The organism is Rhizorhabdus antheiae, from assembly GCF_049889055.1.
In the GTDB taxonomy this organism is placed as follows: domain Bacteria; phylum Pseudomonadota; class Alphaproteobacteria; order Sphingomonadales; family Sphingomonadaceae; genus Rhizorhabdus.
This window is the reverse complement of sequence record NZ_JBLTWO010000002.1, coordinates 330,923-355,977: the sequence shown is the minus strand read 5'-3', so window position 1 is coordinate 355,977 and position 25,055 is coordinate 330,923. Positions and strand designations below refer to the sequence as shown.

General features: G+C 63.9%; 18 protein-coding genes. 6 read left to right on the top strand and 12 right to left on the bottom strand.

Annotated elements, in window-relative coordinates:
- Positions 1-23: 23 nt before the first annotated feature.
- The 12 genes from ACNI3R_RS06045 to ACNI3R_RS05990 all read right to left on the bottom strand — a co-directional run bounded on the left by ACNI3R_RS06045 (position 24) and on the right by ACNI3R_RS05990 (position 13,149).
- A complete protein-coding gene (locus ACNI3R_RS06045; RefSeq protein ID WP_426180801.1) occupies positions 24-2,102 on the bottom strand; it encodes a lantibiotic dehydratase in 2,079 nt (692 codons plus the stop codon).
- Positions 2,099-3,469 carry a hypothetical protein gene (locus tag ACNI3R_RS06040; protein ID WP_426180799.1) on the bottom strand — a complete coding sequence of 457 codons (1,371 nt, stop codon included), beginning with the start codon at positions 3,467-3,469 and terminating at the stop codon, positions 2,099-2,101. Before ACNI3R_RS06040 ends, ACNI3R_RS06045 begins: the two co-directional genes overlap by 4 nt.
- Positions 3,470-3,474: 5 nt before the next feature.
- Positions 3,475-3,831, bottom strand: a complete 357-nt coding sequence (locus tag ACNI3R_RS06035; protein ID WP_426180797.1) for a hypothetical protein — start codon at positions 3,829-3,831, stop codon at positions 3,475-3,477.
- Between the two features lie 11 nt (positions 3,832-3,842).
- Entirely contained in the window at positions 3,843-4,745 is a 903-nt protein-coding gene (locus ACNI3R_RS06030) for a 2-oxoglutarate and iron-dependent oxygenase domain-containing protein (RefSeq protein WP_426180795.1), read from the bottom strand.
- Positions 4,742-5,665, bottom strand: a complete 924-nt coding sequence (locus tag ACNI3R_RS06025) for an alpha/beta hydrolase (RefSeq protein ID WP_426180793.1) — start codon at positions 5,663-5,665, stop codon at positions 4,742-4,744. Before ACNI3R_RS06025 ends, ACNI3R_RS06030 begins: the two co-directional genes overlap by 4 nt.
- Positions 5,662-6,996: a hypothetical protein gene (locus ACNI3R_RS06020; protein ID WP_426180789.1), complete on the bottom strand. Its 1,335-nt coding sequence runs from the start codon at positions 6,994-6,996 to the stop codon at positions 5,662-5,664. Before ACNI3R_RS06020 ends, ACNI3R_RS06025 begins: the two co-directional genes overlap by 4 nt.
- 2 nt (positions 6,997-6,998) lie before the next feature.
- Positions 6,999-7,892, bottom strand: coding sequence for a hypothetical protein (locus ACNI3R_RS06015; RefSeq protein WP_426180787.1), 894 nt, complete (start codon positions 7,890-7,892; stop codon positions 6,999-7,001).
- 11 nt (positions 7,893-7,903) lie between these two features.
- Positions 7,904-8,938 carry a zinc-binding dehydrogenase gene (locus ACNI3R_RS06010; protein ID WP_426180785.1) on the bottom strand — a complete coding sequence of 345 codons (1,035 nt, stop codon included), beginning with the start codon at positions 8,936-8,938 and terminating at the stop codon, positions 7,904-7,906.
- On the bottom strand, positions 8,931-10,166 hold the full coding sequence (locus ACNI3R_RS06005) for an 8-amino-7-oxononanoate synthase family protein (protein ID WP_426180783.1): 1,236 nt from the start codon (positions 10,164-10,166) through the stop codon (positions 8,931-8,933). The genes ACNI3R_RS06010 and ACNI3R_RS06005 overlap by 8 nt, the downstream gene beginning before the upstream one ends.
- A gap of 70 nt (positions 10,167-10,236) precedes the next feature.
- Entirely contained in the window at positions 10,237-11,043 is an 807-nt protein-coding gene (locus tag ACNI3R_RS06000) for an avidin/streptavidin family protein (protein WP_426180782.1), read from the bottom strand.
- A gap of 37 nt (positions 11,044-11,080) precedes the next feature.
- Positions 11,081-12,214: a pepsin-like aspartic protease gene (locus tag ACNI3R_RS05995; protein WP_426180781.1), complete on the bottom strand. Its 1,134-nt coding sequence runs from the start codon at positions 12,212-12,214 to the stop codon at positions 11,081-11,083.
- A 146-nt stretch (positions 12,215-12,360) separates the two neighbouring features.
- Positions 12,361-13,149 (bottom strand): avidin/streptavidin family protein, encoded by a 789-nt coding sequence (locus tag ACNI3R_RS05990; RefSeq protein ID WP_426180779.1) that lies wholly within the window; start codon positions 13,147-13,149, stop codon positions 12,361-12,363.
- A gap of 334 nt (positions 13,150-13,483) precedes the next feature.
- Between ACNI3R_RS05990 and ACNI3R_RS05985 the strand changes: the two genes are divergently transcribed.
- From ACNI3R_RS05985 to ACNI3R_RS05960, 6 genes are all read left to right on the top strand, one after another.
- A complete protein-coding gene (locus ACNI3R_RS05985; protein ID WP_426180777.1) occupies positions 13,484-16,162 on the top strand; it encodes a helix-turn-helix transcriptional regulator in 2,679 nt (892 codons plus the stop codon).
- Positions 16,163-16,297: 135 nt separating this feature from the next.
- Positions 16,298-18,556, top strand: a complete 2,259-nt coding sequence (locus ACNI3R_RS05980) for a TonB-dependent receptor (protein WP_426180776.1) — start codon at positions 16,298-16,300, stop codon at positions 18,554-18,556.
- A gap of 189 nt (positions 18,557-18,745) precedes the next feature.
- Entirely contained in the window at positions 18,746-20,797 is a 2,052-nt protein-coding gene (locus tag ACNI3R_RS05975; protein WP_426180774.1) for a hydantoinase/oxoprolinase family protein, read from the top strand.
- 17 nt (positions 20,798-20,814) lie between these two features.
- The gene (locus tag ACNI3R_RS05970) at positions 20,815-22,503 is read left to right on the top strand and encodes a hydantoinase B/oxoprolinase family protein (RefSeq protein ID WP_426180772.1); all 1,689 of its coding nucleotides are present in this window, start codon (positions 20,815-20,817) and stop codon (positions 22,501-22,503) included.
- Entirely contained in the window at positions 22,500-23,693 is a 1,194-nt protein-coding gene (locus ACNI3R_RS05965) for a M24 family metallopeptidase (protein ID WP_426180770.1), read from the top strand. Before ACNI3R_RS05970 ends, ACNI3R_RS05965 begins: the two co-directional genes overlap by 4 nt.
- Before the next feature lie 10 nt (positions 23,694-23,703).
- A complete protein-coding gene (locus ACNI3R_RS05960) occupies positions 23,704-25,014 on the top strand; it encodes a purine-cytosine permease family protein (RefSeq protein ID WP_426180768.1) in 1,311 nt (436 codons plus the stop codon).
- Positions 25,015-25,055: the final 41 nt, after the last annotated feature.

The window sequence follows — 25,055 nt, the reverse complement described above, 5'->3', positions numbered from 1 at the left end:
GCCGCAAGGTCGCATGCGGTCCGCTACGATGCGGGCGGTCGCCAGACGCGAGCGCCGTCGTACGGCAGCGGATCGCACAGGGTGAGACGAAGTTCGGACGTATAGCGTTCCCCTGCAGCATCCGCGAGCCAGAGCCCGTCTCCATCGGGGACCATCTCGCTCAGCACCACCGCGTCGCCATCAAGCATGGCGGCAAGCATGTCCAAAGACAGGTCGGACCGGATGTCGACCAACACCGGCTTCACTTCGCGCGGCAGCCGGACGAAAACCCGCTCGGGCGCGCCCATCCCCCTGATCCAGCTACGCAATATCTCGCGGAATGCCGGTCGAAACCGATCGCGCGGCAGCGGTGGCGGCACTGCGCGCCAGCACGCGCGGCGGACGATCACGCCATCGATGGTCAGCCGCGGTCCGGGCCCGGCCGGTCCCACCGGGAAAGCAACCGCGGCGCGCAATTTGATGCGGCGCTCGAACACAGCCATCAGATCGAAGCGGTGCCGGCCGTCCAGGCTGACGGCCCACAGTCGCCCGTCGGCTTCGACCACGCCGAGATCGGCCGCACGGATCGTTTCGGATCGATCGCCGGCCGCAACATAGCCATGCCCGGTATCGATGTGCACGTGCGACGCCGCAAGCCGCGCATCCTGGGTAGAGCGGGCAAAGATTTCATGCGGGATCGGGCTGATCAGCGGCTCCGGGAAGTCCTCGGCCCATAGTGCCTCCAAAGCCGCGCGATCGGGTGCCAGCCCCAGCACGCTGAGCGTCGTGAAAGTCGATACGCCCGGATGGAATTCGGCGAGGATCGGGATGCCGCCACCGGTCAGCAGGTGCTCGGCACTTTCGGCCTGCCACATCAGATCGGGCGAATGGTGCCGCGCGCCCGGCCAGCCCGGCGAAGGCGCGTGCAAGTGCGGCGCGAGCATCGCCTCCGCGTCTTGCAAGGAGATGGCTTCCCGCGCCGAGAAGGCAGCCGCCCAATCCTGTGCGAGGCGATTTGCGGCATCCGCCACCGCGCGGGGACGCTCCACCTCGAACACCGGATCGGTCAGCCGCCAGAAGCGAGGCAACGGAACACAAGCGCGCTGCTGCTCACGGAAAATCCGCAGCATTTCCGCACATACGGATTGGCCAACGGAGAAGCTGTAACCACGCGCAACTTGTCCCATCAGCGCCAGCACGCCCAATACCCGGTCGAGCGCCGCCTTGCCCAGAGTCAGGTCGCCACCGCGCCGACAATCTTCATAGACGAGCGTTCGGCCGGCATAGGTCTGGCCCGGCGCGCGTGTCGCCCCTCTCCCGGTGTGCCGTTCAAATTCGGTTTCGATCCGTTCGATTGCCGCCGCGACCTTTTCGGCATCGCCCGCGCTTCCGGCCAGATCGCCGATCAATGTTTGGAAATGCGCGAAGAGCGGTGACGGCGGCGCCTTTTCTGCGGGATCATGCGCCACCGCGACCGGCACGTCGGCGACCAGCACGCCCTCGTCGATCAATTGGTCGCACAGTGCCCGATCTCCCTCATGGGTGTCCGCGATCGCGCTGCGGGGCTTGCCGACCGCCTCGCGGAGCACACGCAGTTCGTCGGCCGTCAGCGCGCGCTCCTGTTCCGGCCCGATCAGCCGATCACCGTCCTGCCGAAGATGCGCCGCCAACCTGACCGGCGTGGCAACGCGGGCCTGCGGACAGGCGTTGACGATGGCCTTTACCGCCCAGGGTTCGAAACTCACCCGTCGGGCCGCAACCAACGCATCGGCGGGCACGAACGCACCCGGCGCTTCCGGGACGAGCCGCGCCCATCCAAGCGGGCCAAAGAAGCCGATCGTGTCGTTCTTGGCGGTGTAGCGCTGCACATAGCGGGCGACGACCCGCAGCGATTGCCGCGCCTTTTTATCGAGCGGGACATCGACCGCCAGTCGGTCGAGCGCGGTAGCCAATATCCGCCGGTTCTGCCACGCGACGGCTTCCCGGAAGAGCGGCATGCGCGCCGCGCGGACGGCATTTTCGGAACTGCCAAGCGCCGTTTCAAATACCGAAAATGGCAGCCCGGCGCCGCGCAAGAGTCCGATCGGCCAGAGCGTCCATCCCTCCGACAGCGCAATCCTCATAGAGCCAGCGCCGTGGTGTACCCATAGCCATCGGGGAAATCCGTCATCACATGTCCCTCTGCATCGGGCGCATGCCGAATGCCGGTCCCCACGTTGCGTCCACCGATCATGAAGCTCGACGTCTCGACTCGACTCTCGACCCATTCGATATGCTGGCCATCGACGAGCACGGGAATGCGCGCCTTGGGCAGCGAGACGTAGCGTTGCGCGACATAGCCGGGGCCGCGCGTCGCGCGCGATACGCGCCGCAGCCATTCTGTCGGCGAACGGGCGATACCGGGGTGCGTATCCTTGCCATCAAAGGCGCGCTTGATCACCCACCCCGCTTGATCGTCTTCATACCAACCCGGCAGGTTTCGGCTGGGATGCTCGGTGTGCGTGACGTCGAAGGCAAAACCATCCGGCATCGTCCGGCGTGCACCCAATTCCCCAAGCCGTGGCAGCGCGCCCTTGTCCATCAACAGTCCCGCCAGCGGCTTGACGATCGCAACGTTGCCGATCCGCGCCCCGCGAAAGTCATGGAACGGACCGCCCGGGGCGAAATGTTCGGGGTGATCCAGAAAGCTCGTGTTGACGGTGATCAGCATGACGGCGTCGATGGCGGCGCCATCGCTGGCGAAGACCGGATCCCCTGACGAATCGAGCGCGATGCCCGTTTCATCGACGATCCGCACCGAAAGACCCGCCGCCTTGAACTGCTGAACGCCGAAGTCGATCTGACGGAACACGCGTTCGGGAAAACTGCGCAGCTCCGCCAATTCCGCCGAATGCGCGAGGAAGGCTATGGTCGGTCGCTCGACCGGCCGCGCGGCGCGACGGACCGCAGCGATGTAGCGCTGAAACGGTCGCGGATGATAGCGTGCATGGTGCAACCCCATGCGGCGCAGGACCGGATGCCCCGCCCAATATTGCGCGGTCCATTCGGTATAGGCGATGCTGACGAGAATGCCGTTGCCGAAATTGATTTCCGACAGTTGATAGCGGTCCTCGAACAGGAATCCGTCGGGCCGGTAATGGCTGTGGAAGAACGGACTTTCACAACCCGCGCCGACATCAAGCGCGCTGCCGAGCGCCGGGCCAAACGGATAGCATTCGTTCAGCCGCCCCGGATCCGCCGACAGCGCACGTATATCGCGGCGCAGCAATTCCATCGCGCGATGGAACGCCGTGCCGACGAAGCGGAGCCGGCCGGCGGGCAGCAGCATGGGCCGGACCGCCCAGCCTGTCCCGTCGATCGTCACGATCCCGGCCTCCTGCGCCCGCGCGTGGAAGGCCTGGGTATAATCGCGCACCTCCGAAAGGTGAGCCATCAGCAGCCGGTCCGCTTCGTCGGTCAGCTCCCGGAGTTCGGGCATCCGGGTCGACATCGGGATCAAACCGGGCGATCCGTCCCGGGGTCGGCGGTAATATCAGCGACGGTCGCGTCGATGGGAAACAGACCGACATACCCCTTCACGGTCGCCGCCGACGCCAGGGTCGGCTGATTTCCCGCCCCCTTGATCACCGGGGTCAGCGCGGCCGTTCCGGCCTCGATGTAATTTCCTACCGTCGCCCAACCGATGATCGGCAGGAACCCGGCCAAGCCGCGATCATCATAGCGCACCCCGATCTTCAACCCCATGTTGCGATCGGACAGCCCAGTGATCATCGGATGCGCGCGAGTACGCCCGCCGGTCGGCGGCGCTTTCGACGCCGGTTCAGTCTCGCGAGCCGTGCTTTTCTTGACCATTGTCATTCTCCTCACGTTGCGCGCCCCACCAGCGCTTCCATTTGGCGGTCGCCCGCCTCGGTCAGTTCATCCTCGTCGGTGAGCTTGAAAAAGGCGATCGACAGCCGCTGGCTTTCGGTCAGCACCGCGCGATGCGGCGTCGAGACATAGGCACCGTCGGTCCAGTGCGAGAGCAGGTCGCCGATATTGACCAGATAGTCGCCGAGCCGCCCCGCCGGAGGACGCAGCCAGCTGCCGTCGCGCATCCGCACCTCAATCCCCGGCCGGGTGTGCGTCAGCAAGGTAACGAGCGTACCGTCCTGATGCGCGCCCATACCCTGGCTGTTGACGAAGTCGGGACGCAGTGCCGGATAGGCATGGCAACGCATCGAATCCGCCGATTGGGAGATACGATCGGTGAAGAAGCCCTTGGGCTTGCCCAGGCCGGTCTCGAACAAGCCGGTCACGACATTGGCAAGCGTCCAGGTCTCGCGGAAATAGGCCACCAGCGCCTGCCGCATCCGTGCGCCGACCGCCCCCGCCGGAAAAGGTAAACTCCGATCGTCATCGAGCGCCAGCCGTCCAAGGCTGAACTTCTCGACATAGTCGGACGGTTTGCCCATCTCGCCCATATAGGCGAAGGCATTCTCCTCCAGCATCCCGCTATAGCCATATGGCGTGAAGCGATCGTCGGGCGGCGACGCGTCCGCACCCAGCCGACACGCGTCCTTCGCCTCGGTTGGCAAGGCGAAGAAATGCGTCAACGTGCCGAACGCGTCGTCGATCACCGCATCGGGAATTCCGGTGCCGGTGACGACGAAGAAGCCGATATCGCGCGCTGCCTGGTCAAGCTCGCGCGCGACCGCCGCATGGCCGCGCGGATCGTCGCCGCGTGCAGGCGTCAGGTCGATGATCGGAATGCCGGCGACACTCAACGCGGGGTTCCCTCTTCCGGATCGATGTCGCGCAGATAGGCGGCGATCCGTGCGATCGCACGATGGCCCGCCGCAAGCTGCGCATAATATTGGTGCCAGACGTGGATCATGCCCGGCCATTCCTCGATCGTTACGGGGCTGCCTGCCGCCTGCGCGCGCGCGGCGAAGTCGGCCGCGTCGGAATACAGCGTTTCGCGTTCGCCGACCTGAATCAGGATCGGCGGCAGGCCGGACAGATCGCCATTCAGGGGTGACAGGCGCGGGTCACGACGATCCGCGTCGCCCGCGTACAGCCCGGCGAGCTTGGTTGCGAGCGCATGGTCGATCATCGGGTCCATCGCCGCGCGGCTGCGATAACTGTCCCCCGAACAGCTGAGATCGGTCCAGGGCGAGAGGACCACCGCCGCGCGCGGCATCGCCCTATCGGCGGCGCGCAAGGCAAGAAGCGTCGCCAGCGCCAGCCCGCCACCCGCGCTATCGCCCATCAGGACGAGATCCTGCGGCCCAACGCCGGAGTCATAAAGCGCGCATATGGCCGCAACGGCATCCTCGATCGCAGCGGGAAAGGGATGTTCCGGGGCCAACCGGTAATCGAGCTGGATCATACGGAGATCGGTGGCCCGGGCCAGTTCACCGACGAGCCCGCGATGGCTGAGCAGCGATCCGTACACATAGCCTCCGCCGTGCAGATAGAGACAGGTGCCCGCGCCCCCGCCCCCGGCACCGACCAGCAGCTCCGCCGGTCTGCCCGCCAGATGCATTGAAATCGCCGCAATATCCGGCGCGAGTGGCGTGGCCTCGGCCTCCATCGCCGCGCGCTCCGCCGCCAGACCGTCCGGCCAGCCAGCAGCGGTCAGCGCGTCGACCAACGCGGCGATCTCGGCGCGTTCCTGCGCTTGGTCGATCGGAGGCGCGGTCATGTCGCTTTCTCCGTCAACTGATTCAAAAACACCGCGCGATCAAGCTCCTCCAGCGCCATCGCCCATCCTATCCGCCCGCGCCCGCTCGACACGTTGACGATCCGCGACGTCGTCGAACCACGCAGCAGAAAACCGTTTTCGGCATCGCCGTAGAGGTAAAGGCCGTAGACGATCTCATGCACCTGCGGTGCCTCCCCGGGGGCATGCGGCATCGCGAGCGTCTCGGGGGCGACCATGACCTGGGCAACCCAATGCTCCGGTGCCGCCAACAGCGCGTCGCGAAGCGTATCAACCGGGGTCTCGGCGCCTACCAGAATGCCCGCCCCGCCAAACGCCTGCCGCGTCTTGAAGATGAGCTCCCGACGCCGCGCCATCAGCGACGTGGCATTGTCGGCGGTCACCTGCCATGTCTCCGGCACGAATGCGTCGAGCAGCGCCGCTTCTGCCGACGTGCAGCGACCGGCGCGACGGGCATCCCACATCAGCGCGAGCCAGCCCTTGTCCATGCGGATATCGGCCTCCAGCAGCGAGAAGACGTGGCCACCGGCACCGATCAACCGGCGCAGGAAGGCGCCGCCGTCATCAATCTCCTCCATCATGAAGCCACGGTGCACCAGGGTACGCGCCGCCGCGGCGGGTTCCAGCCAGGCGGGATCGAAGCTGGTCTCGTCCGCGATATGCACTGGAAGGCTGCTCGCAAGCAGCACGGCGGCGCGCATCCGGTCGTAACTGATGTAGCCCTTCCCTGCCGAGCCACCGCCGATGCTCCAGTCGAGAATGACGATCCGCTCCGCGTCGATCCGCCGGGCGGTATCGGCGATCAACGCCGCAAGCTGATCGAGCGGGCGAGCGGGCAGACAGTCCTCATCCAGGCCAAGCGCCAGCAGGGTATCGCGTCCAGCATCGAAAATCTCCGCCCCGGCGACACAGGAATCCACGTTCATTTCGCAACAGCGGAAGCTGCCGTCGGCGAGCCGGAGCAGATCAAGCCGACCGACCAGATAGCGTGGCGCGACCAACTCGTCCCAATGCACGAGGTCGCGGAAGTCGGGCGCCACGCCGAAGCGATCGAGGAAGCCCTTTCGTCCCTCTGTCGCGATCATGTCCGCGATCAGGCGAGATTGCAGCGCGATCAGGCGACGGCCGCGCGCTCCCAATGCGCGAACCTGATCCGGCGCACAAAAGATCGGGCGCGGCAGCAATTCGAGGAGATGCCCGCCCTCCGCAACCAGTTCCTCCCGCAGTCGCCGCGCCGTCGCATCCGCCAGCGCGCCGACCTCGCCTGCGTCCAATGCCGCGATCAACATGTGGTTGTCAGCGGCGACATCCATCGTCAGGCACCGATCCGGACGAACCGGTCGAAGGGTGCCGGCTCGTAATAATCGAGCGAAAGGTTTTCGCCCGCATAGTCCTTCGCCTCGACCATCGGTACGTCGTAATGGCCGTACCAGGTCACATAATCGTCCTCGGCCTCGAACTGATATTCGAAATGCCTCAGCGGTCGCCGCGCCGGGCGGCTCTCGTCTATTCGATAGGGGGCGGTGGCACCGTGCGCGACGCCGAACGCCACTTCGTTCAGCAACAGGATGGCGATCATGTCCGTGTCGATGTCGATATCCAGCCCTACGGTGTACCGATCGCGGATCGCGGCATAATGCGCGGGCGCGATCACGACATTGTAATTGTTGGGAATCGCGTCGACGACCTCGCCGGGATTCACGCCGTGATCGCGACAATAAGCGCGCACGTCACTCAGTAGCGGATGGCCGCCGCCGATATTCTCGTTAAGGCCATAGATGTTGGCGACGAACGGCGTCGCGGCATCGAAATGCAGACATTTCGAGGTCATGAACGCCCGGCTTTCGATCTTGTTGTCGTGTGAAAAGCCGCCGTTGAGATTGAACCCGTCGACGTCCATCGACGCCAGCGCCATCGGGCGGTCGACGACGGTGAAGCGGCGAAAATCGATCCGCGCCATCGCACCCCGAAAAATGGATTCAAGCAAGGCATAGGCGGCGTCGCGATGCTCGGCGATGTCGAGCCCCTGTGCCGCCAGGACTTGCCTGGTCGCATAGAGGATCGCAAAGCCCGGGGTCCCGGTCAGGTGGGCCGCGATCCGTTCGGTCAGCACATCCGGCTGGCGCGCATCGGCGCCGTCGAGGGACACGGCATAGGCCGAAAGGTCAACCGCCGCGTCCCGAATATTCTGTTCGAATGAGGTCGCCATCGATCGCCCTCCTAAGCGAATTCTCGCAGTGCGTTTCGGTTGGTTGATTCGGGATCGATAGCGAGCACGATCTTGCCGAAATGTCCGCCTTGTTCGAGACGGTCGTGCGCCGCGCGGACCGCTTCGAAGGGATGGATGCTGTCGATCACCGGCCGGATCGCACCGGCGGCGACCCGTCCGATCCAGCGCGCGAAAGCCCGCGCCGCGAGCGCACGCTTCTCGGCGGTCGGCAGCGATCGCAGGATGGTGCCGCGCACGGTGAGGCGCTTGAGGATGATCGGATCGACATCGACCGTGCCGATCATGCCCCCCATGATCCCCATCAGGATCAGCGTGCCGCGATGGTTGAGCCGCTCAAGATTGGCCGACAGTGTCGAGGCTCCGGCCATATCGACGATCAGATCGAAACCCGTGATTGGTGCCGCGCCGCCGGCTTCGCCCTGGAATGCAGCACCGTTGCGATCCACGACGTGGCACGCCCCTAGCGCCTTGAGCCGGTCGATCTTCGCCGGGTCGCTGGTGGTGGCCACAACCTCCGCGCCCAAATCCCGCGCGATCTGGATCATGACGGATCCCATCCCGCTGGCACCGCCATGGATCAGCACCCGCATGCCCGCCTCGACAGCGCCGATATCGACGAGATTGCCATGCGCGACGATCAGCGCCTCAGGCAGAGCGGCGGCTTCCTGAAAGGTCACATGCGGCGGTATCTCCACCGCGAGCGCGGGATCGACCGCCGCGATCTCGGCATACCCCCCACCGTCGACCAGCGCCATGACGCGCGCACCCTCGGCGAAGCGCCCGGTTGGATCGGCAGAGATCACCGTGCCCGCGACTTCGACGCCGAGCGTGTCCGACGCGCCCTCAGGGGCAGGCCATTCACCGTCACGCTGGTACAGATCGGCGTGATTGAGGCCGCTCGCGCGCACCGCCACCAGCATCTCCCCTGCGCGAGGAGACGGCACCGGCCACGGCTGCACGCGCAGCGCAGCGGATCCCGGGCCGCCTAGCACCCGCACGGCGCGCATCTCTGCCGGCTCAAGCATCGGCCTTCACGCGCGCGGGCGCAGGGGCCAGGTCCCGCTGCAGAATTTCGGTGAGCGCTTGCGCGAACCCGCGAATATCCGCTTCCGTATTGTCGGCACGCAGCATGATCCGCAGCCCGGCGGCCCCGCGCTTGACGATCGGAAAGAACACGGCCGAACTGTAATATCCAGCTTCGAACAAGCGCGCCGAAGCGGCCACCGCGCGGTCCTCGTCCCCGATTGCAATCACCTTCAAGGGGAAGCCGTTGTCGGCCTGCTCGGTTGCAATCAGGGAATCGAACAGCGCCATGTTACGCCGAAGCTGTGCCTGTCGGCGCGACAGCTCGGGAGAATCGTGAAGCTTCGACGATGCGATACCTGCGCCGATGCCGGGCACGTTCAACCCCTGCGACCAGGCCAATGGGCCACCGAAGCGCGTCAGAATATCCTCATGCTCGGTCGGCCCGAGCATGATGACACCGCCCGAACCGCCGAACGCCTTGCCGAGCGAGGCGACGATGATTGTGCGCTCATTGACCTCGCGCATGATCGAGCGCGCATAGCCCTCGCCATGTGCGCCATGAAGCGAAAGCGAATGGCTGTCGTCGATAAACAGAAACAGGCCGTAGCGATCCTGCAACGACAGCAGCTCCGCGATGGGCGCGACGCCTCCCATCGAATAAACGCCGTCGCAGACATAGGCGACAGACTTGTGCTTGCGACAGGCATCTTCGATTTGTTCCAGGTCATTGTGCCGACAGGCGATGACCTCGGTTTCGTCGGCGCAAATCGGCCTGATGTAATCCATCGAGAAGTGCGCGTGGCGGTCGAACAGCATGACCGGGGGCGTTCCATCCGGACTCATGTGGCCAGAGGCGATGAGCGGGAGCACGCCGGCCGTCGCCGCCGAACTCGTCACCGCGGAGAGACAGCGCGCGCCGAACAACGCCGTCAGTCGGTCTTCGAATTCCTCCAGCAGGTTGAGACGAAGGCGGATGCGCGAGATCGGCAGATCCAGCGCACCGGTATTGAGGATCGCGGTGATGGCCCCTTCCAAGATTTCCGGATGACTGTGCAGGCCCAGGTAAGAGCAGGAACACAGGTTGACGAATTCATGCCCGTCGGCGCGGCGCATGATGTTCGGGGTCACATAATCTGTCCTGATATCGATGACTTTGTTCTGTTTCGAAACCTCCCAAGCGGGGGCTCCGAAGCTCACAGCCGAGACACCATTGCGATGAGTATGCATGGCCCGTTTCCCCCTAGATGCGCAGGCTCCCCCGCTTGGTCAGCTGTTGTCGGTGAGGATCAGCGCTGTCTCATTTGCCGCTGGTATCGGCTGCGATGCGCTGCAAAGTCAGTTGGTCGACCGTCGTCTGAACGTACGTGGCGTCCGGTGCTGTCGACAGGCTGGAGAGTTTGAGCACCGTCAATAGTCCGGTACGCAAGTCGAGGCAGCCGGCGAAGGCGATCGCCGGGCCGCTTTGGGAATTCTGGATCGCCGTCAGGGCGGTCGACTGCAGCGTGAGGCCGCTCGACGTCGCATTGATGTCAGTGACACCTTCGATCTGGCAGACCGTGCCGCCCGTGCTGAGCGACCCCATCACCCAGCCGAAGAGATTGTTCGTATAGGGATAGACGCGCAGCGTGAGGACGGTGGAGCCGTCCGCCGTCGACCAGGTCCCCGCCATCGGATCGGCCACCGCCGCCGCCTGGGCAGGTCGCTCGTGCGACGATTGCGACGCGTCGGAAACGCGGGAATAGGTCAGCTTGTCGATATAGGTCCCGGCTGCGCACAGGCCAGGGAATGCGCTGCTTGCGACCATGGCATGCGCCAGGACAAGCGACTCCTTGCCGTTTTCCAGGCTCAACTGCCCGCTCAATCCTGAGGACCAATTCCAGCTCGGGTCCCCCGCGCCGCCGGCAATCGAGTGCCATTCGATGGCAAGCGCGACAGCCTGACCCGCGGCAGTGGTCGGCTCGGCATTTTGCTGAAACCCGATCACGCAATATTTGCCGGTCGACCCGGTCGAAGAACTGTACGTTCCGAAGACGAGCCCGCCGCTCAAGACCGACAGGTCCATGATCGAGCCATATTCGTTTTGCCAAACACCACTAAGCGTCATGAGCTATACCCTCCCTGATCGGACCGATCCTGCGGACTCATTCCATGGTTTTGCCGCGTACGACGTCGCGCGGGCCAAGCTCGCGCTCCACCGCGGTCGATGGGGTGATGATCGCGGGGTAGCCGGGCTTGTTGAAGACATACATGCCGCTCGGCGCGAGCGAGTAGCGGTTACCACCGCACTGCACGACGCGATATTCGTGGATAGTGTAGCAATATTCCATGATCACCGACCCCACGAGAACGAGGTTGGTCAGCCCTAACGGCTGGAACTGGGGCAGCGTCTTGCCCTGATCGGGTCCGGCCTGAATGGTGACGTTGTAGATGTTCTGCGGGATCGTGATGGCGCCGCCATTCGGGAAGACCATCCGTACCGGCGGATTTCCCTGTGCTTTGATCTGCGCAAGGGTCTGGTTCATGATCGCGTCATCGCCCTTGAACTGGGACGAGCCGGAATCGAGCGCAAACTGCACGTTCTGGGCAACCAATTGGTTGCCGACCCAATATTGCGACATATCCGCCGACCAGATGTATTCGACCCCCGCAAAGGCAGTGTACGGGGTCCAGGGCAAGAAAATGCCGCTGGTGACTTTATCCGGATCAAACCCGCCAATCAGGCAGGAGCCGGCCGACGTGTTCCCGTTCCAGTCGAACGACACGTACGGATAGTTGGGGGAAATCATGCCCTGGTTCATCATCTCCTGAACGATGAAGGTCGTGTCGCCCTGCTTGTACGGGCTGCCCGAGGGAATGCCGATGCCGCCATCCCAGTCGAGCTGGGCGAATTGCGAGCCCGAATAATCGGCCGACAGATAGAGCACGAGCGGCAAGGATTTTCCATTGGGGAGCGCCAGGACATCTTGCCCGGTCTCGACCTGCATCGTGCCCCACGGCCCGAAGCTGAAGGGAACCTGGATACAGTCAACCCAGGAGTAAGTGGTTGATTTCTGATAGTCGAACCGGCCGCCACTATAATGCTGACAACTGGTCGGGGCGCAAAGCGTCGAAGTCGTCCAGACCATGTTGGTGCCGGTATCGATCGCGAATTTGAGCGCCTGCCCAGGGGTGCCCAGTGTCGTCTGGGTGTACCACGGGCTGGCACCATTGTTCTGGTACGGGCCACGCTGCATGGGGAACAGGACACCCGATGTCGGGGCGGCAGATTGCGACATTGCACTTCTCCTTCTTGACGCGCCCTTGCGGTCGCTAAGGCAGATGGGTCAGATTGCGGGGCGACATACGCCCCTTTCGAAACGCCTTCCGCGCGCGGCAGCATGCGGTGACACTTGGGCGGGCGAACAAGCACATCGTCATCCCGCTATTGCCGAGTGAACGTTTTGCTGGAGATCGTCGTCTCGACATAGGTCGCGTCAGGCGCGGTCGAGCTGGAATTCTGGTCCAGCAGGGTCAGAACGCCGCTCGACAGGTCGAGCGTGCCCGCCAAGGATATCGCCGGTCCGCCGGCGTCGCTGGGCAATCCGACGATCGACACCGACTGCAAATCCAGCCCGGCCGACCCGGCATTGATGTCGGTCACGCCGTAGAGCAGCGAAGGGCCACCGTTCCAGATCAGCTTTCCAAAGACGTAGCCGAACGCGTTGCCGGCATAGGGAACGACCGATTGAATGAGCAGCGCGGTACCGTCCTGCGCGAACCAGCTTCCCACGAGCGGATTGTCGGCCAGCACCTCCTCACCGGGAAGCGGCTCTGCAGGAATGTCATGCTGCTCCCCCACGCGCGTGTAGATAAGCTTGTCGATATAGGTGCCCGCCTGCGCCAGGCCGGGAAAGGCCACCGAGGCAACCATCGCATGCGACAGGACAAGCTGCTCCCCCGACGATTGAAGGCTCAGTTGTCCGCTCAGGCCGGAGACCCAGTGCCAGCTATTGTCCGGCGGCCCCGCGACGACTGAATGCCAGTCGATCGCAAGCGCACAGGCCTGCCCGGCCGATGAAGTCGGGTCGGCGCTCGCCTGATATCCGATCACGCGATACTCACCCGTGGAGCCGGTGGTCGATTCATACTTGCCGACGATCAAGTTGGGATCGGCAAGAGACAGCGTCATGCGCGAGCCATACTCGTTTTCCCATATCCCGGCTAAAGACATTTGAGCTCTCCCGTCGCGCAAAATCTTACCGTTCGTGCAGCGGATGCATGGCATTTATTTGCGGATGCATGGCCTTTCTTTGCGTACAGGGTGTCGAATCCGCTCGCCGTTATCAAGCTACACGATCGGGTAGTATTCCAGTCGTGCCCGGGCCAAATCCTACTCGCATGGGAAAGGCTACGGGAGTTGCAACGCGTGCCATTTCAGTTCAGTCTGCCCAATATGGCTCCGATCGGCGTTTCACAGACTTGCGTCGGCACAATCAGCGCAATCGCATCATCGTGAAGGCGGGCTGACCATGCACCCAGCAGGGCCTGGAACCGAAATCGACACTATGCTTCAATTGAAGCTGGAGGCGCCGCGGCAGCCGCCGTCGATCGTCGAGCGCCCCCGGTTGCTCTCGGCGCTGTCTGCGGTTTCCGGTGCGCGCGTCATCCTGCTGTCCGCCCCGGCCGGATTCGGCAAGACGACCACCCTGGTACAATGGCGCGACCATCTGCTTGCCGCCGGGGAACAGGTGGGGTGGCTGACGCTCGACGAAAGCGATGCCGAACCGCGGCAATTGATCGCCGACCTCATCCGATCCGCTTTGGCGGCAGGGGTAGACACCGGGGAACTGGCTACTAAGGCCGCGATGGGGCTGGTCGAATTCACGCTGGACAGCGTGCTTCGCCAATTCAGCGACCTGCTGCGGCGACAACCGAGCCGCGTCAGCTTCATCATCGACGACTATCACCGCATCTCCACCAAGGAGATGGCCCAGGCGATGGAGCGCTTTATCGCGGTCCTGCCGGGGAATGTCCGGCTCCTGATCAGTTCTCGCGCGCGACCGAATTTCGACGTGCCCCGCCTGTTGGTAACCGGCGCAGCGGCGGAGATCACGAGCGACACCTTGCGCTTTACCGACCAGGAATCGCGCGATCTTCTAGACGACGTGTTCGACGGCACCGACCTGACGCGGCTGATCGGCGAACTGGAAGGCTGGCCGGTCGCGCTGCAGCTCATGAAGCTGGTGTCGCTGCAACGGCCGAACACGCCCAATCCGCTAACGCAGCTGACCGCGCGCGGCGGGCATTTGTCGTCCTATCTCAGCGACACGATCCTGAAGGGGCTGCCCGACCACGTCGTCGATTTCCTGCTGCAAACCTCGATACTCGAAAAGTTCAACGTCGACCTGGCCGATCAAGTTCGCGCCAAGACCGATAGCTGGCACATCCTCGAAGAGTTGACGCCGCTGCAATCGCTACTCACCTCTGTCGATGCGGACAGCGCTTGGTTCCGCTATCATCACCTGTTCGCCGAATATCTTCAGGGCCAGCTCCGGCTGCGCCGCCCGGGCGAGGCCGCGATCCTGCATCATCGCGCCTCCATCGCGTTCGAGCGGCTCAATCTGCTCCCCGAGGCGGTATGGCATGCGCAGATGGCCGGCGATCTCGGCCGTTGCGCCGAACTGATCGAACGGGCCGGCGGCTGGCGGCTGGTGCTGTTCGGTGGGATGAGCCAGCTCGCCCGGCTGCTATCCTGCGTTCCCGCCACGGAACGTCTGTCGCATCCGCGCCTCGTGCTCGCCGAGGCCTATCTGGCGCTCAAGGAAGGCGATTTGCGTCGGGCGCGCGCGAATTTCGATCTGGTCGGTGCGGACGTATTCAACCCATCGCACGATTGGGGCAGTCTCGACGATTATGCGCGCGACACATTGAATGTCGGTACGTTGATCCGAACCTATGACGACAACACCATCGACCCAGCCTTTCTGCGCTCGTTCGAGGAAATCCGCGCCGCCTATCCCGATGCCGACGGGCTGACGCGCGGGGTGCTCGATTGCGCGGGCGCGGTGGCGGCGCTTTGCCTCGGCCAGCTCGACTATGCCGAAGTCCTTGCGCGCGACGCTATGACGGCGATGCGCTCAGTCAATTCGGTGCTCGGGCTGAATTATAGTTTTCTCCACGCCGGTCTCGCCTGCCTGTTTCGTGGCGAGGTCCGCGCCGCCTCCGCGTACCTGACCCAGGCACGCAACATGGCCGAGGAAAATTTTGGCGTGGACAGCGGCCTGAAGGCCGTTTCGGACGTGTTCCTGTACACGCTGCGCGCGTGGCGTGGCGAACTTGCCTCCGGCGATGCGGCCGCGCTCGAAAGCGCGTTTCGCCATGTGTGCGACTATGACGGATGGTTCGATGTCTATGCCTCCGGCCTCGATACCCTGTTCTGGCTCGCCTGGACGGAAAACGACACGGCCGCGATGGAGCGGATAATCGCCACCGGCGCGAGCATTACCGAGGCGCGCCAGTTGGAGCGGCTTCGCGCGCTCGTCGATGCACAGCGTGTCCTGTTGCTGTGCGTATCCGCGCGGCGCGAACGATCGCCGCGTCTGATCGGCGATCTCCACGCCCGCTTCCCGACGGGCCGGTGGCGTAACGAACCGGCCTGCTGGCGCCCCTATCAGAACGTCGCCCACGCCCTGGCGCTGTGGTATCTGCGCGACCAGAGCGAGAAAGCGAGCACGCTGGCGGCCGATTTGCTCGATTGTGCGCGCGCTTGTGGCAGTCGGCTGTTCGAGGTCAGGGCATTGCTGCTTTCCGCGTTGATCGCCCATCATTGCGGCGACGATGCGGAGGCGATCAAGCGGATGGCGGCGGCGACCGCAATCGCGGCGCCGGAGGGCATCGTCCTGCCCTTTATCGAACAACCCGCGCTCAAGCCGCTGCTCCTCAAAATCCGCAGCGATTGCTGGCAGGAGGGCGGTCGGCCGATCGAAGCGGCGTTCCTGGCGCAGGTCGCGGAACTCCTCGCCCGCCGCAAGAGCGCCACACCGTCACGCGCGATGCTGACAGTGCGCGAGCATGACGTCATGCGCGAATTGGCCCGGGGGTCGACCAACAAGGAAATCGCCCGTGCGCTCGATATGACCGAGCACACCGTCAAATTTCACCTGAAACGCGTTTTTGCGAAGCTGGGGGTCGACCGGCGGGCGCACGCTCTGGACCTGTTCCGGGCAAACGGCGCCGCGCTCTGACTCGGACCGCCCCGCCTGCCCATTCGGGCAGGTCGAAGGAGGCATCGCCAAAATGGAGCTACTCCACCGCGCGGATTGCCACGCCGCTGCGGATCGCGGATTTCAAGCGCATCATTTACAAGGGGGGCAGAGGCGATGGAAAAAGTACGAGTCTCAGGGTTGCTCGCGTGCGCATCGGCGTTCGCCCTGACCATGTTGGGTTCAGCAGCCTATGGACAGACAACATCCGCCACGCTGCCCCCGAGCACTCCCGGTGCCTCGGACAATGACGACATCGTCGTAACCGCGCGCGGCCGTGGCGAGGCGCTTCTTGCTGCCCCTATCTCGGTCACCGCCTTTTCCAGCCAGATGATCGCGGACGCCCGCATTCAGGCAGTCTCCGACTTTATCGGCATCACGCCGAACATTTCGATTGCGCAGTCGCAAAGTGCAGGCACGTCCTTCGTGACGATCCGCGGCATTTCACAGGTGCGTAACGGCGAAAGCCCGATCGCGGTCGTCACCGACGGCGTTCAGCAGGTGAGCGCGCGCCAGTTCACCAGCGACCTGTTCGATGTGCAGCAAATCGAGGTTCTGCGCGGGCCGCAGGGCGCGCTTTACGGTCGCAACGCAATCGGCGGCGCGATTGTCATCACGACCAAGCAGCCGACTAATGACCTGCGCTTCAACGGGCAAGTCTCCGTCGGAAACGGCGAGGATTTTCGAGGCGAGGCATCGATTTCCGGGCCGATCATACGCGACAAGCTGCTCTTCCGGCTTGCCGGCAGCGCTCGGAGCTTCGGTGGCCTGCTTAACAACGTCTTTCTCAATCAGACGGCCGATAAGGTGCGCGACTATAATGTCCGCGGCCAGGTGAAGGCATTTTTGTCCAGCGACCTTACGGCGGACATGAAGGTCGGATATAGCAACACACGCGGGATCGGCCTGCCCTTTCAGTATCAGCCCGCCAAGTTCCTGCCCAACAGTTGCCAGCTCGATCTGACAAACCCGTTCGGCGGCCCGGCCCCAGACGCCAATCGCGTCAATCGCAATTTCTGCGCCAACAACCGAGGCTTCAACCTTCGCACCCTGTTCGACGCTTCCTTGCGTTTGGTTTGGAAGGCGGATTGGGGCTCGATCACCAACACTTTCGCAGTCGTCAACACCGCCGAAAACACGACGGGCGATCAGTTCCCTTACTCGGCCAGCCGGAACGTGTTCGGCGTGACGGACGGTACGCAGACACAGTATGAAAAGGTGCGTTCCTGGCAGAACGATTTCCGAATCGCATCGAACGACACGGCTGCCTTGCGGTGGATGGTCGGCGCTTATTATCTGAAAACAAAGCGTTTTATCTCGACGTCGACAGGCGTCGACAACGGGCTGGGGATCATCAACATCTATCGGACACCGCAGTATACCAGTACGATCAATCCGACGCTGTCGTTCCTTGCAGACGACAATCGCAACCATGCCTATGCGTTCTTCGGCAATCTCGCCTACGACGTCACCGACACGCTGACGGCGGAATTCGCGTATCGCTACGATATCGACCGCCGTCGGCAGTTCATCAGCCCGCTGAGCAGCGCTGGGGTTCCCGCCGGATGCACCGCAGCGGCCGCCGCCGCGTGCAAGCGCGGCACCACCTTCCGCAAGGGTCAGCCCAAGATCACGCTGACGTACAAACCCTCGGCGGAATTCACGCTGTTCGCGGACTATGGCATCGGCTTCCGCTCGGGCCAATACAATCAGAGCGGCGCAGCTGCAGCCGCGCAATTGCCCGGCGTGTTCGATCTGGTGCGGCAGGAAAGTGCTGCGACATCCGAACTCGGGGTCAAGAGCAAGCTGTTGGGCGGCAAATTGCGCATCAATGCGACCGGCTTCTACACGCGCGACAAGGACCCGTTCTACTTCGTCTTCGTCGGCGCAGTGGGCGCACAAATCCTGGTCAATATCGACAAGGTCGACCTGTATGGTGGCGAAATCGAGGCGACGCTGACCCCGGTCGAGGGTTTGGATCTTTTCGCAAGTTATGGCTACACCCATTCCGAGATCAAACGGTTCGCGTTCAATCCCGCGGCCGTCGGCAATTGGGCGCCCTATGTTCCGCGCGATAGCGGCGCGATCGGCGCACAGTATCGCTTCCCCATTTCGTCTCGCTTCAACGCGTTCGGCCGCGGCGAGCTTGAGCATCACGGCAAGCAATATTGGGAGCCGGAGAACTCCACCGCTCGGTCGGCCTTCCAACTGATCAACCTGAACGGCGGCGTCGAAACCTCGAACGGCCGCTGGAAATTGACCGGATTCGTCCGCAACCTAACCGATAAGAAATACAATGCGGAGTTCGTCAGCGGCGGCTTCGTCCAGCCGGCCGAGCCCCGGACCTACGGCGTCGAAATTCGAGGCAGTTTCTAGAAAGCCGAGCGTATGCGCGCGCGTCTGAAAAACCCGTGAGGCTGATCGGCGACGCGATCGGCATTCGGGTCACTTGCGGCCCGATCGATCGGACAGGGCACCGCCCTGCCGCGCGCCCGGTCACCGCCTTTATGGTCGCTACATAACGAACCTGCGCCCGCGCCGGTTCGACGATTGGGGAGTAAATCTGTGCGTGCTGCCAGCGACGTCGGGGGAACCTTCACGGATCTCGTCTTCTATTCCGTGGACGCGCAAACCGGCGACCCTGGCCCGATCCAAATTGCCAAAGCGGACACCACCCCGCCGGTGTTCGAGGAGGGCGTGATCAACGCGATCGCAAAGGCGGGGCTGACGCCCGCGGCGCTGGATTTCTTTGCACATGGTTCGACCGTCGTCATCAACGCCCTGACGGAGCGCAAGGGGGTGAAGACGGCGCTCATCACGACCAAGGGGTTTCGCGACGTTCTTGAGATTGCACGCGGCAATCGACCAGATCTGTTCAACTTCGTGTTCAAAAAGCCAGCCCCGTTCGTCGAGCGCTACCTGCGCGTGGAATTGACCGAACGCACTACCTTCAAGGGCGACGTGACCACGCCGGTCGATCTCGCGCCGCTTGGTCCGATGATCGATCGCTTCCGCGCCGACGGAGTGGGCGCGATCGCGGTGTGCTTCCTCCACGCCTATGCAAACCCGGATAATGAGCGGCGTACGGTCGAGGCGATCCGAGCCGCCTGGCCAGAGGTACCGGTGCTCGCCTCGCACGAGATCAGCCGGGAATGGCGCGAGTATGAGCGCACCAACACGACCGTCCTGTCTGCCTACGTATCACCGATCGCCCGGTCGTATATCGACTCGCTGCAGCGCAAGCTGGCCGAGGGCGGCTTTAGCGGCTCGCCGTTCATGATGCAGTCAAACGGGGGCATCGCCACCGTCGAAGCGGTCAAGCGCAATCCGATCACCATGGTGGAGTCGGGGCCGGCCAGCGGGATCTATGCGGCAGCCTATCTCGGTCAGCGCATTGGCGAACCCAACCTTATCGTGCTCGACATCGGCGGCACGACGGCGAAATGCACGCTGATCGAGGGTGGCCAGATCAAGGTTTCGACAGACTACTACATTGAGCGCGACGGAAAGAACCCCGGATATCCGGTGCAGACACCGGTCTCTGAAATCGTCGAGATCGGCAACGGCGGCGGTTCGATCGCGTGGATCGATGCAGGCGACAAGCTACACGTCGGTCCGCACTCGGCGGGCGCGCGGCCTGGCCCCGCCGCCTATGGCCGGGGCGGCGCAAAGCCGACCACGACCGATGCCAATCTCGTGCTCGGACGGATCGACCCAGCCAGCTTTGCCGGGGGCGAAATCGAACCCGATTGGCAGGCGGTCGATGCCGCGTTCGCGCCGCTGTGCGAACGGCTGAACCTGTCGAAGCAGGAACTGGCGCGCGGCGTCGTGCGGATCGCCAATGCCAACATGACCACGGCCCTGCGCCTGGTATCGACAAACAAAGGGTATGACCCACGCGATTTCGCCTTGATGGCGTTCGGCGGAGGGGGCGCGATGCATGCTGTCGCCCTGGCGCGCGAGCTCCGCGTGCCGAAGGTGATCATTCCGGTCAATTCCGCGGTATTTTCGGCATGGGGAATGCTGCTGACCGATTTGCGACGCGACTATATCCGCACGCGGCTGACCCCGATGGTCGCCGACGCGCTGGGACAGGTCCGCCAAGTCTTCGCAGACATGGTCAGCGCCGCTCGCGCGGATGTCGCGGATCAGGCGAATGCTGCGACGCTTGAGATCGAATATCGCGCCGACCTGCGCTACGTCGGACAGGAACATACCGTTGGCGTGGCATTCCCGCTCGACGCGGCCGATCCGATCGGCACCGCAATCGAGACGTTCCACGCCGCGCATGAAAAGCGCTACACCTACCGGCTCGATACAGCCGTCCAGCTCGTCAACTTCCATATCGTCGCGACCTTGCCGGTCAAGAAACCGGAGCTTGCCGATCGTGCCATCACCGGCGTTGCGCTCGAAGCATCCATCATCGGGCGTCGCACCGTCGATTTCGACGAGGATGGTGAACATGAAGCGACCATCTATGACGGGCTCAAAATGGAACCAGGCATGACGCTCAGCGGCCCTGCCGTGATCCAGGAACCCGCAGTGACCCTGCCGATCCCGCCGGGCGTCCGCGTCGAGGTCGATCGCTTCGGCAGTTATCATGTGCACCTTCAATAGGCCGGTGGAGTAGGCGAATGGCGAACGATTCCTTCACGCAGGACATCATCAAGGATGCGCTGGTCGCCTTGGGCGCCGAGATGTTCAACGCGATGCTCCGCACGTCGATGAGCCCGATCATTTACGAAACGACCGACTTTGCGGTCGGCGCGACCGACGCGCAGGGCAATTTGTTGGCACAGGGCAATGGCGTTACCGGTTTTCTCGCCACTCTGGATACGGCGGTGCAGAGCACACTCAAGCGCTGGCCGCTCGACCGCATCCGCCCCGGGGACATTTTCATCACCAACTCCCCCTATGAGGGCGGCGGCACCCATCTGTCGGATGTCGTCATCATCTGTCCCGTCTTTGCGGGCGAGCGACTGATCGCCTGGACCGTCAACAAGGCGCATTGGACAGAGGTCGGTGGGACCTTTCCTGGCAGCGCCACGACGGCCTCTACCGACATCTTTCAGGAGGGACTTCACCTGCGCTTCGTCAAGCTGTTCGACGAAGGGAAAATCAACGAAGCCTTGGTCGAGGTCATTCGAACCAATGTCCGCCTTCCCGACGGTACGATCGGCGATCTGCACGCGGGCGTCGCCGCCTGTCGCGTCGGCGCGCGGCGGATCGTTGAACTCGCGGAGAAATATGGGGTGGATGAACTGGTCGGCGCGATGGACGCCCTGCTCGAATATGGCGAGCGGATGACTCGCGAGGAGCTGCGCAAATTGCCCAAGGGCGTGTTCACCGCGGAGGATGTGATCGAGGAGGACGGGCATGGCAATGGCCCCTTCGCGGTCAAGGTCCGGGTCACGATCACCGACGACAAGATGATCGCCGATTTCACCGGGTCCAGCCCACAGGCGATCGGTCCGATCAACATGAGCTATGCGGGACTCATCACCGCGGCGCGGTGCACCTTCAAAGCCGTCACCAACACCGACATTCCGGCAAACGGCGGTTGCTTCCGCGCGCTGGAGGTGATCTGCCCGCCGGGAACGATCCTATCGGCGAGCAGCCCTGCCCCGGTCTCGATCTACTATGAATCCATGCTCGCGGCGATCGAGGCGATGTGGAAGGCGCTTGCCCCGTTGATGCCGCACAAGCTGCCGGTCGGGCACCAACGCACCGTTGGCGCGACCTTCATTTCCGGCGCTCATCCCGATACTGGTGAGTTGTTCGTGATGGGCGAACCGATGGTCGGCGGATGGGGTGCGACGATCGACCATGACGGCAGCAACGGCCAGTTCTGCGCCGCGAACGGGGAAACGTACAACATCCCGATCGAGCTGGCCGAAAGCCGCTATGGTTTCGAGATCGATCAATATGCGTTGCACGACGAAGATGGCGGCGCTGGCGAGTATCGCGGCGGCAAGGGCGTGATACTCGATTATCGCGTGACGTCCGAGGAGGCTTTCCTCACCTATTCGGCAACGCGCACCACCTCGCGTCCATGGGGCATGAACGGCGGTAAGGACGGATCGCACAATCGTGCCGAAATCTTGCGGCGCGACGGAAGCGTCGAGCGCCATTCGATGATCACCGGTGCGAAGGCCGCACGCGGCGAGACGTTCCGCCTGATCAGCGCGAGCGGCGGTGGCTATGGCGATCCGCGCCTGCGGAGCGCCGCGATGCTCGATGCCGACGTCCGGGACGGCTATGTCACGCCGGAACAGGCGTATCGGGACTATGGTGCCGAACGTTATGCAGGAGCGGTGAAATGACCATCGGAGGTTCGACCGCCGCAGCCGAACTGGCGGCTATGACCCGGTGGCCGGACCAGGCCGCGGCGATCGACGCGGCGGAACGCGACGCGCGACTGGAACGCGCGCGCGCGGCGATGGTCGATCGAAAAGTCGACGCCTTGCTCGTCAGCGCAGGGGCCAGCCTCAACTATTTCACCGGCGTCGGCTGGGGCATGATCGAGCGCCTTGTCGCGCTGGTCATTACGCCCAACGGTAGGCCGGCGCTCGTCTGCCCCGCGTTCGAGGCGGGTTCGCTGATGCCGATCCTGAAGATCGATGCCGACCTGTTTTTTTGGGAAGAAGATGAGTCCCCCTCCGAGGTTGTCGCGCAAATCCTGCGCGCGCGCGGTTGTAGCACCCTTGCGATCGACCCCACTCTGCCCTTCTTTATGGCAGAGCGGTTGCGCACCGCAGCGCCATCCGCATCGCTGGTCGATGCCAGCGCGATCATCGACGCGTGCCGCGCGATCAAGTCTCCGGCAGAGCTCGCGCTGCTGCGTCAAGCGAAGCAGATGACGCTGGAGGTGCAACGCCGAGCCGCGCGCATCCTCGCGCCCGGCATCCGTGCCAGCGCGGTGCGTGCTTTCATCGAGCGTGGCCATCAGGCATTGGGGGCAAGCGGTTCGACCTTCTGCATCGTCCAGTTCGGCGCATCGACCAGCTTTCCGCATGGCCTGCCTGCCGACGACGTGCTGCACGAAGGCGACATGGTGCTGATCGATACCGGCTGCGAAGTGCAGGGATATAATTCCGATATCACGCGCAGTTACGTGTTCGGCACCCCCGACGAGGAGCAGCGCCGCATCTGGGCGATCGAGCAGGAAGCGCAACAGGCCGCATTCGACGCTGTCGCCCCCGGCAGGCCTTGCGAGACGGTCGACGCGGCGGCGCGCGCGGTGCTGGAACGGCATGGCCTGGGGCCGGACTATCGACTGCCTGGCCTGCCGCATCGCACCGGCCACGGTGTCGGACTCAGCATCCATGAGGCCCCCTATCTCGTGCGCGGCGACCGCAGCCTGCTCGAACCCGGCATGTGTTTTTCCAACGAACCGATGATCGTCGTGCCGGATCGCTTCGGCATCCGGCTCGAAGATCATTTCCACGTCACCGAGACGGGTGCCGAATGGTTCACGACGCCGTCCCCCGCGATCGATCGGCCCTTCGCATGATGCGGTTGCCGTGAGCGAAGCCTCGCGACCGTCCGAGGAGCTGAATCAGCAGGGCTTTGCCGTGAAGCAAGTCCCGGAGAGCGCACAAGGTAGCGGCTGGCGCATTTTCTTCATCGTGGCCGGCAGCCTGTGCGGCCTGCCTGTTTTTGTCCTTTCGACGCAGGTCTTCGGCAGCCTCGGTTTCGTGCGCGGCGTGGAGGCCGCGCTGGTCGGCGCGACCATATCAGCCACGCTCGCCTTCTGCACTGCCTATACCGGCTCGCAAACCCGGATGGGGCTGGCGCTGCTCGCCGACCGGACCTTCGGTTTCGTCGGGGGACGGATCGTCAAGCTGGTCATCGCGATGTCGCTGATCGGCTGGTTCGCGGTCACGATCGGTGTGCTCGGCGCAACCGCGGCAAGTGCCCTGTCCCGGATGGCCAATATTGCCGTGGCACCAATCGCCATCGCATTGCCGGCGGCGGCGCTGATCGCAGCGATCACGTTGCGCGGTGCCACCGGTCTTGAGCGGCTTGGCGCGGTCCTCATTCCCGTCACGCTGATGCTGCTCATCATCTCGGCCGCGCTGGTGATGCCCAGGCTCGCCCGCGTCGCGTCGGCAACCGGCTCCGGAACGCTCACCTTTGGTGCGGCTGTCTCCGCGATCGTTGGAAGTTACATCGTGGGGATCGTCATCCAGCCCGATTATGGCCGATTCGTCCGACGGCCCGGTCACGCCGGGCTGGGTGCCGCGGTCGCACTGGGCGTCGCCTACCCGCTCGTGCTCGTCTTCGCCTCGCTTGCAAGCGTAGCGCTCGGCGCACCGGAACTGATCACCGCCATGATCATCCTCGGCCTTGGTGCCCCCGCGCTCGCCATTCTGCTGATCGGTGCGTGGATTGACAGTTCAGCCTGCCTCTATTCGGCGAGTCTGTCGATCGTCAGCCAGTTCCCGCGCTGGCGCTTGAGCTGGGTCGTGTGCGCAATCAGTCTTCTGGGAGCCGGCCTGATCATATTTGGCGCGGAACAGCTGTTCATTCCGTTTCTGATCGCGCTCGGCGTCAGCCTGCCCCCGTTGGCGGCGATCTTCGTGCTGGCGCCGCGCTTGTCCGATCCGATTTCCAGCGGCGAGTCCGCGGTGGTGCGCGCACTCGCGATCGGACCGGCGTTGAGCTGGCTCGCCGGAACGATGGTCGGCGCGCTGTCGCTGCACGACATCGTCGGGGTCACCCACCTTCCGGCACTGGATTCGATCCTCGCGGCGGCAGCGACCTTGCTGATCGCCGCTGCAATCGCCCGACGACACCATCGTATCATGGCCAAGGCCCCGGCGGCGACTTAGGCCGCACGGGACCGGCACGATCCAGCTTTGCATGCGGAGGC